At 34.3% G+C, this 12,737-nt stretch carries 11 protein-coding genes; 6 read left to right on the top strand and 5 right to left on the bottom strand.

From position 1 onward, the window contains the following. From P8M54_RS01220 to P8M54_RS01235, 4 genes are all read right to left on the bottom strand, one after another. Window positions 1–1,868 (bottom strand): type IX secretion system membrane protein PorP/SprF (locus P8M54_RS01220; protein WP_300284054.1); only part of this gene is annotated, 1,868 nt, incomplete at its 3' end. A gap of 1 nt (window position 1,869) precedes the next feature. After that, the gene (locus P8M54_RS01225) at window positions 1,870–3,324 is read right to left on the bottom strand and encodes a gliding motility-associated C-terminal domain-containing protein (protein ID WP_300284057.1); all 1,455 of its coding nucleotides are present in this window, start codon (window positions 3,322–3,324) and stop codon (window positions 1,870–1,872) included. 108 nt (window positions 3,325–3,432) lie between these two features. After that, entirely contained in the window at window positions 3,433–4,722 is a 1,290-nt protein-coding gene (locus P8M54_RS01230) for a hypothetical protein (RefSeq protein WP_300284060.1), read from the bottom strand. A gap of 138 nt (window positions 4,723–4,860) precedes the next feature. Further along, window positions 4,861–5,307: a hypothetical protein gene (locus P8M54_RS01235; protein WP_300284062.1), complete on the bottom strand. Its 447-nt coding sequence runs from the start codon at window positions 5,305–5,307 to the stop codon at window positions 4,861–4,863. 340 nt (window positions 5,308–5,647) lie between these two features. On the opposite strand from P8M54_RS01235, the gene P8M54_RS01240 reads away from it, so the two are divergent. The 4 genes from P8M54_RS01240 to recA all read left to right on the top strand — a co-directional run bounded on the left by P8M54_RS01240 (window position 5,648) and on the right by recA (window position 8,912). Continuing rightward, window positions 5,648–6,796 (top strand): DNA polymerase III subunit delta', encoded by a 1,149-nt coding sequence (locus P8M54_RS01240; protein ID WP_300284065.1) that lies wholly within the window; start codon window positions 5,648–5,650, stop codon window positions 6,794–6,796. Between the two features lie 5 nt (window positions 6,797–6,801). Then, window positions 6,802–7,185 carry a DoxX family protein gene (locus P8M54_RS01245; protein ID WP_300284068.1) on the top strand — a complete coding sequence of 128 codons (384 nt, stop codon included), beginning with the start codon at window positions 6,802–6,804 and terminating at the stop codon, window positions 7,183–7,185. Between the two features lie 39 nt (window positions 7,186–7,224). Next, on the top strand, window positions 7,225–7,734 hold the full coding sequence (locus P8M54_RS01250; protein ID WP_300284071.1) for an acyl-CoA thioesterase: 510 nt from the start codon (window positions 7,225–7,227) through the stop codon (window positions 7,732–7,734). Between the two features lie 170 nt (window positions 7,735–7,904). After that, window positions 7,905–8,912, top strand: coding sequence for a recombinase RecA (gene recA, locus P8M54_RS01255; RefSeq protein WP_300284083.1), 1,008 nt, complete (start codon window positions 7,905–7,907; stop codon window positions 8,910–8,912). A gap of 35 nt (window positions 8,913–8,947) precedes the next feature. Here recA and P8M54_RS01260 read toward each other — a convergent pair whose 3' ends face one another. Next, window positions 8,948–9,724 carry a lysophospholipid acyltransferase family protein gene (locus P8M54_RS01260; protein ID WP_300284074.1) on the bottom strand — a complete coding sequence of 259 codons (777 nt, stop codon included), beginning with the start codon at window positions 9,722–9,724 and terminating at the stop codon, window positions 8,948–8,950. A 121-nt stretch (window positions 9,725–9,845) separates the two neighbouring features. On the opposite strand from P8M54_RS01260, the gene trpS reads away from it, so the two are divergent. Continuing rightward, the gene (gene trpS / locus P8M54_RS01265) at window positions 9,846–10,820 is read left to right on the top strand and encodes a tryptophan--tRNA ligase (protein ID WP_300284077.1); all 975 of its coding nucleotides are present in this window, start codon (window positions 9,846–9,848) and stop codon (window positions 10,818–10,820) included. Window positions 10,821–11,245: 425 nt separating this feature from the next. After that, complete coding sequence (locus tag P8M54_RS01270) at window positions 11,246–12,181, top strand: hypothetical protein (RefSeq protein WP_300284080.1); 936 nt, start codon at window positions 11,246–11,248, stop codon at window positions 12,179–12,181. Window positions 12,182–12,737 lie beyond the last annotated feature (556 nt).

Raw genomic sequence — 12,737 nt, forward strand, 5'->3', positions numbered from 1 at the left:
GCCAATCTTAACTTCTCAGCAGTTTCAGCATCAGATTTTGCTTTAGCATCAGCAGCCAATCTTAACTTCTCAGCAGTTTCAGCATCAGCTTTTGCTTTAGCATCAGCAGCCAATCTTATCTTTTCAGCAACTTCAGCATCAGATTTTGCTTTAGCATCAGCAACCAATCTTAACTTCTCAGCAGCATCGGCTTTTGCTTTAGCATCAGCAGCCAATCTTATCTTTTCAGCAGCTTCAGCATCAGCTTTTGCTTTAACATCAGCAGCCAATCTTAACTTCTCAGCAGTTTCAGCATCAGCTTTTGCTTTAGCATCAGCAGCCAGTCTTAACTTCTCAGCAGTTTCAGCATCAGCTTTTGCTTTAGCATCAGCAGCCAATCTTAACTTCTCAGCAGTTTGAGCATCAGCTTTTGCTCTAGCATCAGCAACCAATCTTATCTTTTCAGCAGCATCGGCTTTTGCTTTAGCATCAGCAGCCAATCTTAACTTCTCAGCAGTTTCAGCATCAGATTTTGCTTTAGCATCAGCAGCCAATCTTAACTTCTCAGCAGTTTCAGCATCAGCTTTTGCTTTAGCATCAGCGTTTTGGGGTGAAGTAATCGGTTTAGAAGCATTAGTCCTAGATGCTATTTGCGCATCAGCCTTTAATTTTAAATCAGCTTGAAGCTTCTTTCTTGCTTCAGCATCAGCAATAGCTTTTAATCTTGCTTGTTCTAACAATTTATTTCTATTAGCGATAGCTGCGTCGTTTTTAGCTTTACTTTCAGCTAACGCTGCAGCACGATCAGTAGAAATTTTTGCTTGATTGTCTGCTAACGGTGTAGACGAATTAGTTACGCTATTTGATTTGTTATTTAATTTTGAAACTGTTGTATTTGTTTTAATTGTTCTAGGTGCATTATTAGGTGCTATCAAAGCGCCTTCTTCTTCATCGTCTCCATAATAATAAGTTCGACTTTTAATTTTATAGGAGATAACAAATTCATGCGACGGGCCAAAGTTTGAGAAATTCCCTAAACCTCTTTCATAATTGTATTCAATGGAGATTTTGGGACTAATGTTTAAACCAACTCCAGCAGAAACTCCATAAACAGTGTTGTAGCCAGCTTGTATCCAAGCTCCTTGCGCTAAGGTCAACATACCCAATCCTGAAATAACCGTTTTATCTTTCTTAAATTCAGACCGTACCAAAGTCGAAAACTTACTTTTATCGAAAAAACCATAGGTATCAATATAACCAGTATACATTACATGAAGTTGTAAATTTTTCTCGGGATCTTCTTTTATAAGTTCTGAACTTGTAAAATTGTACAAGACTAAATTATTGAAGGCTACACCAATATCGAAAAAAGTATTTCCATAATTAATTCCTGGACTGACAGACATGACAAAATTAGAAGGAATATTTTGTAATGAAGGGTCGGGGTTATTTACAATAATCTTCCCTGCGTCCAAACCGCTTTTAAATGCACCAACGTTTAATCCAAACGTTAAATTACTATCTTCCTGAAGGACGACATTATGAGCAAAATTTGCAATACCGCCAAAGGTAGTTAATAAACCATAATTTTGTTGAAAAGCACCAATTGCAAGTCCTTGATTTTCAGCAAATCTTCCAGAGTAGCTAAATAGGTACGTTTGAGGTGGGTTTAAAAAATCAATCCATTGCCTTTTGTTGTAAAACGTTACATAGCTTGCGTTTTGTCTAACAAAACTGAAAGCTGGATTAATTACGTATAAATTATATTTTAAAGAATTTCTTATAGGTAATGAAAACGACACTACTCCATCCCCTGAATTACTTTCCTGAGAGTGGAGTGGTGTGATTGTTAGATAAAATAAAATTATGAAAAGTAGGTTTTTCTTCATGCTATTTTATGACTGTTATTGACCCCTTTATTACTTGATTATCTTGTGTTGTAATGATATAGTAGTAAACCGGATTTATATTTTTAACATTTATGGAGTCGTTTGGCCAATCGTTCAAATAATTGTTTGTCTGCATAACAATTTCTCCGTTAGAGCTTATGATTGTAACATTTGAATTTGAACCTGAACTGTAATCTTGTGGTATTACCCAAGTATCATTTATACCATCGTTATTTGCACTTATAAGGTTAGGTATATTAGGCACATTAGTGGGAATACTCGTATTTGCGCCTGTAATTTCAAAAAATAATTCGTTTGTAATAGTACAACTTCCATTCTGTGTTACAATTATTTTATAATTGCCAGTGCTTGAAGCTGTATAATTATTTGTTGTTGCATTAGCAATAACTTTAGAATTTAAAAACCACTGAAAAGTAGGTGAACTAGCATCTGTTGTCACTGTAACCCCTAATGTTTCTCCAGTATTTAAACTATTTGATGGCGGAACATTAATTGTACTACTAATTCTAAATTCTTGAAGTTGAATAAAAGCGCTAGCTTGGCAGCTACCATAATCGACTTTGACGCTATATTTACCTGAAGTTGTTGCTTGATAGGTTTGAGAAGTTGCACCACTTATAGGCACATCATCTTTAAACCATTGATAACTATTTCCAGCACCAACACTCAGGATGGTTGGACCCTGCGCAATACAAAAAGGATTGCCTTTACTGGAAGTTATACTTGCAGAAGCAGCTGTTGTAGATTCAGTTACCTGCACCCTATTTGAATACGAATTGGAAGTACATGTTCCATAATTCGTTTCAACAAAATAAGTACCTGGTTGGGTTACGGTATAGTTTCCAGGGCCGGCTGATAAAACTAATGTTTTTGGAAGACTTGTACCATTATCTCTATACCAATTGTATGTTAATGATGGATATTTTAAAGGAGAATTACTGACAGTATTCCCATCAGGATCAATCCTAAGGGTATAATTACCTCCTGCGCAATAAGATGCAGTTGCAACAGTATTATTAATGGTAAATTGCTCATCATGAGCTTTATAATAAGCCGCAAAAGCATTGGATTTATCTCCAGTTACCGCAGGAATTGTACTTCTAACTCGTAATTGATATTTTTCTCCAGAAGTAGTTATTGGAAAAGATATTATTACTTTTTGGCCACTTGCAGTAATTTCTCCAATTGCGGTAGTGTATACTACACTAGGTGATAAGAAACTTCCTGCTGGGTCAGATAATTCAATAATGAATTGATTATTTGAATTCAATGATGGACTAGCGCTAAAATTAATTTGGATTTCAAAAGTATTAAAATTCGCATTTGAGCAAGCCTGTAGGAAGACAAAAGTTGGTTTTGCAATTACCAATTGGCCTACTAAACTATTTGCACTAAGACAAATAATCAAAACGAAGTAAAAATACTTTTTTATCATACTATCATGATTATGAAATTTTTAAAATATTTATACTGGTAAAAACATAAAAAATTGATAGCAAAGCTATCAATTTTTTATGTTCAAGCACCTTCTTTGCAGATAAACCTACTTAAAAGAAGCTGTTATTTTACCAATATTTAATCTAAAGTCTGGCTTTTTACTATTTGAAAATTCAATAAAAGTTTCTTTATTACTGCTTTGTGAATAAACATTATTAAAGAAAGTATTACCATACCAATTTTCTAAATCAGAGTTATCTTCGTTATTCTCTGTGAAAATATTTCCTTTACACAAGTTAAAATACATTTCTTCAAATCTAATCTTTTTTAAACTTTTGTCATCAATTTGAATATTTTCATTTAAAACAACGGCTGGATTAAAACCTGAAATGACAGATCTTTTCATTTCTAAACTAGAATCGTTACCAACATAAACTGCCTCTTTTACTAAACCTTGTTGAATATCAAGACTAATGTTTTCACTATCGTTTAACATAGTAATATTGTAAGCAATAACAGCAGTTTGTTTTTTAGAAAAATCTACTTCCTCTTTTTTCTCGTATGATACGATATCAAAGCACCTTGACCCACTTTTATTTCCTGACAAATAAGAAGATCGAACTGCTATTGAATTAGAAATTCTACACTGAGCTCCATAAGAAAACTTAAAATCATCATTTATACAGTAAAAAGAAACAAGTTTAGATATATTTAAATCACCACCTATCACCGAGAAAGAATCACCTCCTGAATAGCTAACCATAATATTTTCCATGATAGTTTTACTACCAACTCCTGCTAAAGTCAAAGAATTAAGAGTTGGAGAACCTTTAATTTTTTTTCCAGCAAATTCTATTCTTACAAAACGCATTATACCTGAATTACTTTCGGTATTATTGCCACCAAACATAGTTAATGATGCGTCAAAATCATAAATCAATGACGACAAATTACCAAACTTATTGATTGGTGCGTCTCCAAGAAATACCAAACCTCCCCAATCACCAGCTTTTTTAACACCTCTATTAGAGCTAAACACAATAGGATCAGTTTCAACACCATCAGCTATAATTTGAGAACCTTTAGTGAATATCAGCGTACCTTTAGTTTCAAAATCTCCGATAATAAGAGTTCCTGGCTCGATAGTTAACACTGCATTATTGGTAACGTAGACATTACCTCTGATCAAATATACGTTCCTTTTGTACAACTTTGTGTTTGTTGTTATTTTCCCTGCTAATATTTGTTCTGCCTCACCATACTCTACTTTAGTAGGTTTAAATTCAGTCCAGTTTGTTAACCAATTGGTATACCCAATAATTCCTTTCTCTTGTTGAGCATTAGCTCCACTAGCGATAAAGATTATTAAACAAATAACCTGTAATTTTTTTATCATTATAATTAATTTTTTATATAAATTTTCTTGATCACAGTAAGCATTAATAATTGTTTAGTTAAAAGAGATAATAAACCTTACGAAATATTAAAATAGTAATCAAAAAGCTTCCGATTAAAATTAAACAATGCTTGTGATTTATTTATACTCATTAAACAAGTGCAAAGACTTGATTATTCCTTCATAAAACAAAATCCCTGCAATAATATTTTCGGTATCAGCATATGGCACCAGACGCTCTTGGTATTCCTTGGTTGAATCTAAAAACACATTTGTAGCGGCAGTTTGACCATCTTGTAACTTAGTTTTGTTGCTATCCATTGGTATACCTATATCTGTAGGAGTAAGCCCCGGTTTAGTGGCTAATGCAACATACGGTAATGTTTTAACTAGAACTCTTGTTCTCTCAATATACAATTCTATTAACATACCTTTTTGCATCCCTCTTAACTCGTCTTGAGTATGATAAGTTCGAATAATAGCGGTTGGACTAATAATACTTTGCGGTGCATTTTTAGCCTGCGATACAACTATTTGATTAGTAAAAATTAAAAAAAAAGTAAACAAAACAATTTTTCCCTTCATGATATTAGCTTTTATTTTCATATATAAAACAAATGTATTAAATTTATGTTAACTCACAACCATAAAATATGTTAATAAACTTTTTTTTGAGTTAAAATCAGTTTTTGACGGACTACTTATCAACAAAAAAAAACTAAAAATGTTTATATCACACCTGTTTTTGTAAGAAAAAAATCAAGTACTCACAAAAACAGCATTTTTTTACAGTTAAAACACTAAAGTAGTATAAAAAAACTCTAAAGTCTACAACAGATACGAGAAAAACTTAAAAAAGGTTTACTTCGAAAAAACTTTCACAATCACAAACGCACACTACGTCATTTTCTGCTATCTTTGCTTTATGCAATTTTCTGAAATTTTAGGGCAAGAACACATCAAAAATCACCTGACCCAAAGTGCTAATTTAGGCAGGATTCCTCACGCACAATTATTTGTAGGGCCTGAGGGTAGTGGTACGTTACCCATGGCAATTGCTTACGCACAATACATTTTATGCGGAAACCAAGCAGGGGAAAACAATGGCGAAAATCAAGCTTGCAACTTAAAATTTCAAAAAATATCTCATCCTGACTTGCATTTTGCTTATCCTACTGTGTCCACAGATAGTGTAAAAACCAAACCCAAAAGCATTGATTTCATTGCAGAATGGCGCGCTTTTTCTACGCAAAATCCATACGGAGGGTTATTTGATTGGTATGCTATTCTTGGTGTTCAAAACAAGCAAGGTGAAATTAGAGTTGATGACGCTACCGAAATTTTAAAATCGCTATCGCTAAAATCCTATGAAGGTGGTTATAAGATTATGATTGTTTGGATGGCCGATAAATTGAACATTGCCGCTTCTAACAAGCTTTTAAAACTGTTGGAAGAACCGCCTGAAAAAACGGTTTTCATTCTGATTTCTGAAAACGAAGAAGATATTATTCAAACCATACGTTCTCGCTGTCAAATTCTGCACTTTAATGGCTTAAGTGAGGCTATTATTGCAGACGCTTTGGTTAATCGCGAACAAATTGATCCTAAACTGGCTGCAAAAATAGCGCACCAATCGCAAGGTAATTACAATGCCGCGCTGCACTTAGTACACGATGACAGTGATGAATATCCTTTTGAAGAATGGTTCGTGACTTGGGTAAGAGCCGCTTTTAAGGCCAAAAGAAATGCCGCTGCCATTCAAGATTTGATTTTGTGGAGCGAAAAAATTGCCAGTCTAGGTCGCGAAGCGCAAAAGAAATTTTTACAGTTTTGTATGGAAATGTTCCGTCAAGCTTTGCTTCTTAATTATGAAGCGCCAAGCTTAGTTTATTTTGAACCCAAAGTAGATAAGTTTAAATTAGAGAATTTTGCTCCTTTTGTAAACGGCAATAATATCAATGACATTTTCAAAGAGCTATCAGATGCGATGTACCATGTGGAACGCAACGGAAATGCTAAAATAATCTTAACCGATCTCTCTATTAAGCTCACCCGATTAATCCATAAAAAATAACCACTATGAACAACGTTGCTTCTATTTTAATTTTGGCTTTTTTAGCCATTTCTTTCATTCAATCTGGATATGATAAAATTTTTTATTGGAAGGACAATTTAGATTGGCTAAAAGGACATTTTGCTAAAACACAGTTGAAAAACCATGTACCACTCGCTTTAATGAATATTTTGGTGCTCGAATTAATCTCAGGTGTTTTGTGTGTGGTTGGCGCTATACAATTAATCATAAACAACGGTAGGTTATTTGGATTTTACGGAGCTGTCTTTTCTTGTATTACCTTGCTAATGTTACTATTTGGACAACGGTTAGCCAAGGATTATGACGGCGCTAGAACTATTGTTATCTATTTTATACCCGCAGTAATGGCGGTTTATTGGTTAAATTAAAAATTAAAGTTATTAAACTAAAAAATATTCTTTCCCTTTATGAGAGCTAAACATCCATCAGAATCTTTAACTACACTAACAGACCTCGTTTTACCCAGCGAAACCAATCCCTTGAACAATCTTTTTGGGGGTGAATTATTAGCTCGAATGGACCGTGCAGCCAGTATTGCAGCCAGAAGACATTCACGTCGAATAGTAGTAACAGCATCAGTGAATCATGTAGCTTTTAATCGCGCAATTCCACTAGGAAGTGTGGTAACGGTTGAAGCTAAAGTTTCCAGATCCTTCAAAAGTTCGATGGAAATTTTTATTGATATTTGGGTAGAAGACAGAGAATCGGGAAACAAAACCAAAGCAAACGAAGCCATTTATACCTTTGTAGCTGTTGACGATACAGGAAGACCTGTTGAAGTTCCCCAAATCATACCTGAAACCGAATTGGAGATTCAGCGATTTGACGCTGCATTGCGACGTAAACAATTGAGTTTACTACTTGCTGGCAAAATAAAACCAGAAGAAGCAACAGAGCTAAAAGCTTTGTTCCTTTAAAACACATTGTTAAAAACTATTTTATTTTGAACTTTAAAAATTACATCAAAATAAAGTATTTTTACAAGCACTACAATTTGATACAATAGGAATTAGGCTCTGATCATTTAAACACCTAAACTCCTGAAAGCCATAAAACAATACAAATGAAAGAAAAGGTAAAAGAGAAGATGAGTACAGAAAAAGAAGCAAAATTAAAAGCGTTACAATTAACGCTAGACAAACTAGATAAAACCTACGGTAAAGGAACGGTAATGAAAATGGGTGACAAAGCCATTGTTGAAGTAGAAACTATTTCATCAGGGTCTTTAGGAATCGATTTAGCATTAGGTGTAAACGGTTACCCAAAAGGAAGAATAATCGAAATTTACGGTCCAGAATCATCAGGAAAGACCACCTTAACGTTACACGCTATCGCCGAAGCTCAAAAAGCAGGTGGAATTGCAGCTTTTATTGATGCAGAGCATGCTTTTGACAGAAACTATGCAGAGAAATTAGGTGTAGATATCGAAAACCTAATCATCTCTCAACCAGATAATGGAGAGCAAGCACTTGAAATCGCTGAGAACTTAATTCGTTCAGGAGCAATTGATATTGTTGTAATTGACTCGGTAGCGGCTTTAACGCCAAAAAGTGAAATCGAAGGAGAAATGGGAGATTCTAAAATGGGTCTTCACGCTCGATTGATGTCACAAGCATTAAGAAAATTAACTGGAACGATTAGCAAAACTAATTGTACCGTATTCTTCATCAACCAGTTAAGAGAAAAAATTGGAGTTATGTTTGGAAATCCAGAAACAACTACAGGAGGAAATGCATTGAAATTTTACGCTTCGGTACGTTTAGACATTCGTCGTTCTACTCAAATTAAAGATGGAGACAACGTAATTGGAAACCGAACTAAAGTAAAAATTGTTAAGAACAAAGTAGCACCACCGTTTAAAGTAGCTGAATTTGACATTATGTATGGCGAAGGAGTTTCTAAAACTGGAGAAATCTTAGATCTAGCGGTAGAATTTGAAATTATCAAAAAATCAGGATCTTGGTTTAGTTATGGTGAAACCAAATTAGGTCAAGGACGTGACGCAGTAAAATCGTTAATTAAGGACAATCCAGAACTAGCTGATGAATTGGAAATTAAAATTAAAGAGAAAATTAAAGAATTAGCAGAAGCATAAAACCTAAAAGAGTTGACTAACGTCAACTCTTTTTTTTAATTGGTTAAGAAGCCAAATCGCTTTTTGGCATCCTTATTTTCATACTGTAACAATTGTGTATGAATCACTTCACGCACCTTTTCTCTCAAAGGTTTTCTATCCAATGGAGACAAACCTGTAGTACTAATTTCGGAATGCACCTTAGCGCGCATCAAGCCAGGACTTCCGCTGAAGAACGTGTACGAAAGTCTTTTTTTATTATCCGCAAAGGTAATCGGTACAATGGGAATTTGATGTTCAATTGCTAATCTAAAAGCACCGTCTTTAAAAGTATCTAAAAGTATCGATTCGTCATCAGGTACGCCGCCTTCGGGGAAAATACAAACACTTAAACCGCGTTTAATTCTTTTTTGAGCTTCGTTAAAAACCTCCATTCGGCTTTTAGAATTCCCACGATCAACTAAAATGCAAGTTCGCTTGTAGAAAAAACCAAAAAGCGGAATCTTAGCGAGTTCCTGCTTGCCTACGAATACAAAAGGATTCTTAATAATAACAAGCATCAACATAATGTCGGCCATCGAGGTATGATTGGCAACAATCATATAACTTTTATGGTTGTCTAAAAGCTGTTCTCTTTTTACTTTATAGTAAAAACCCATCCCAAAAAGAATGAATTTAGACCATATCCGAGCCATTTTAAAGAAATAAGGATATCCTTTCTCTGAAAGTATAGAAAGCACTAAAAACGGAAACATAATCACTATAGGAATGGTCATTAATACATAAAACCAAATGCGCCAAACGATCCAAAAAATAAGTTTTACTGCTCTCATGGCGCCAAAAGTAAGTAAAACTATGCTATTATTTATAAAAGCATTAAATTTGAAAACTTTAAAAAATAAAAACAACTTAATATAGAGGATGCGATTGCTTCGTTCCTCGCACTAACATACAATGGCAAAAATACTTACGGGTGTTCAAAGTACAGGAACACCTCACCTTGGAAATCTTTTAGGAGCAATCATGCCCGCAATCGCATTGTCTAACAAACCCGAAAACGAATCGTTTCTTTTTATTGCTGATTTACACTCGGTTACCCAAATAAAGAACGGTGAAACTTTAAGAACAAATACCCACAGCACAGCAGCTGCATGGCTCGCTTGTGGACTAGATATTAATAAAGTTGTTTTTTACAGACAATCGGATGTGCCACAAACAGCAGAATTGTCTTGGTATTTAAGCTGCTTTTTTCCGTTTCAACGTTTGACTTTAGCGCATTCTTTTAAAGATAAATCCGATCGGTTAGACGATGTCAATGCCGGATTATTTAGTTACCCAATGTTGATGGCTGCTGATATTTTATTGTATGATGCCCAGTTGGTTCCTGTTGGAAAAGACCAGTTACAGCATTTAGAAATCACTCGTGATGTAGCCTCACGTTTCAACCACCAAATGGGCGAAACTTTTGTAATTCCTGAAGCTAAAATTCAAGAAGATAACATGCTGATTCCCGGTACCAATGGTGGAAAAATGAGTAAATCAGCCAATAATATCATCAACATATTCCTTGATGACAAAGCATTGCGCAAGCAAATCATGAGCATCGAAACCGACAGTACGCCACTAGAAGAACCTAAAAATCCAGATACGTGTAATGCTTTTGCTATCTATTCTTTATTAGCTACTGAAGAGCAGTTGGCAACAATGCGTGCAAATTATCTAGAAGGAAATTACGGCTACGGGCATGCAAAACAAGCGTTGTTTGAGTTAATTTGCGAGACTTTCAAAACCGAAAGGGAAAAGTACAATTACTATATCAATAACCTTCCTGCGGTCGATGCGTTGCTAAAAATTGGCGCTGAGAAAGCTACGGCTGTAGCCAATGATGTACTGGCACGAGTGAGAGAGAAATTGGGATTTGAGGTGTAATTTTTTTTTAAAACATATAAGTCATTTAAATTTTACACCATTCGTAAACATCTCAATTACAAATAAATGATATTGCAATAATCCTTTTTTAGTTTAAATACTGGAAAAGGATTTTTTTTGAAATATCACTAAAAGTGGGTATTGTTTTACAATTATATAATTGTTATATTTGTCTAAATTATTAATAAAAAAAGTATCTTTAACAAACCAATTATGAAACAAACCACAAACCACAAACCACAAACCACAAACCACAAACCACAAACCACAAACTAAAAAGTAATCTAGTAAGGTGTTTACTTGTTTTTGTATTATCCTTTTCACTTAGTAACTGCCAGGTTGAGGAAATTGATGGTTCAATTGATAGTTCAATCCAAACAATCAAACCCAATGAGGCTATACTTTTTTTGCAGCACAAAAAAGTGTTGAGTATTACTACAACAGGAAAGTCTGTAACATTTTCACCAGATCTAAACAATATCAATCTTGAAAGACTGACTAATAGTGATCAATTATTAACTGTAATCCCTTTAGTTAACAACTTAAAAGACACATCAAGTCGGATACTTTTGGTCAAGGTAAATAATGAAATAAAGAGTGTTATTTTCAATATGATTTCGAACTCAAGTTCAAATAGCGAACATTTCACTGGCAAAATAATAATTACTGATCTTAACGGTGTATTCATAACTGGTTTCTCTGTGAAAGATGGTATACTTTTGGCAAAATTAAAAAAGAAAGCCCCAACAAATACAACCAATAAAACAATTACAATTGATGGGGTGGAATTTGAAGAGTTAAATGAAGTGGTAATTACAAACAACTACCAAAAAGGGCCAGGGAAATTAACTTTACTAACTTTATTTGATTCACTTCTCGAAGGAGGAGGAGGACAATATGATGGGATAAACTGGGGTTATGAAAACAACGGTGGCGGTGGTTCAAGTTCAAGTTCTACAATAGTTTCAGAATCAGATTTGAGAGCAAAAATTAATAGTACTAGCCCAGCAGCTTTTGAAATTGAATCTTTAACACAACCTAACCAGGTTCTTTCCACAACAAAATTCAACCTTCTACCTTGGACAGGAATTAAGGTGCTTATTGTACAAAATGAAGGAAATACATATACAATACAAACTGTTTCTAGTAACACTTGGGGCATGAACGCTGGATACACTTGGACCCAAGATGCTTTTAACCAAAAAACCAATGGTAACATCACTACCGTGCTTATTACGGGAACCTTAACATACAATGCAGGCATACAAGGTATTGGTAATTTTAATTCTACGACAATACTCTTTCAAATTAATATAAACAAAACAAACGGTCAAATTCTATCCGGACAAAGACTACCTTAAATTATTTATCATGGACAATAGTTTCGAATTATCATTGCTTATTTGGCAAATCATATGGGTTTTTTTAACAGTATTTATTTTGTACCTAATATATTTGCTTTACAGGTTTTTAAAAAAAAATTAACCCAATCGCTCGAATATGAAATAACTTGCTTATCCGGATAGCGCATAATTGCAATCCGTGTCCACAAACTAGAGCAGAAAAAACAAATCAAGAAAGCTACATCAGTAAAAAGGTGTAGCCTTTTTGTGTTTATAAAATGTCCCGTCCTGAAATAGTGATACACAATAAGTATCCTTATGGAAAAACATGAAGAAACACGCTATGTTAAGCGAACGCAAAAAGATTACACAATGTCTTTTAAATTGCAAATTATCCCTCACATTATACCCATCTGGCGCTCGTTTATCCTTAATTCTGGTGCTCGATTGCATCGAGTACCTACTTACATAAAAAGATAAAATAGAGCGTTTGTAACGCGGCAAACTAAAACAGGAGAAACTTTAAACAAGTATATTCCTGTTTTTTTCATTGCTTTTCTTTTAAAATTAATAC

Source organism: Flavobacterium sp. (assembly GCF_029242675.1).
Taxonomy (GTDB): Bacteria; Bacteroidota; Bacteroidia; order Flavobacteriales; family Flavobacteriaceae; genus Flavobacterium.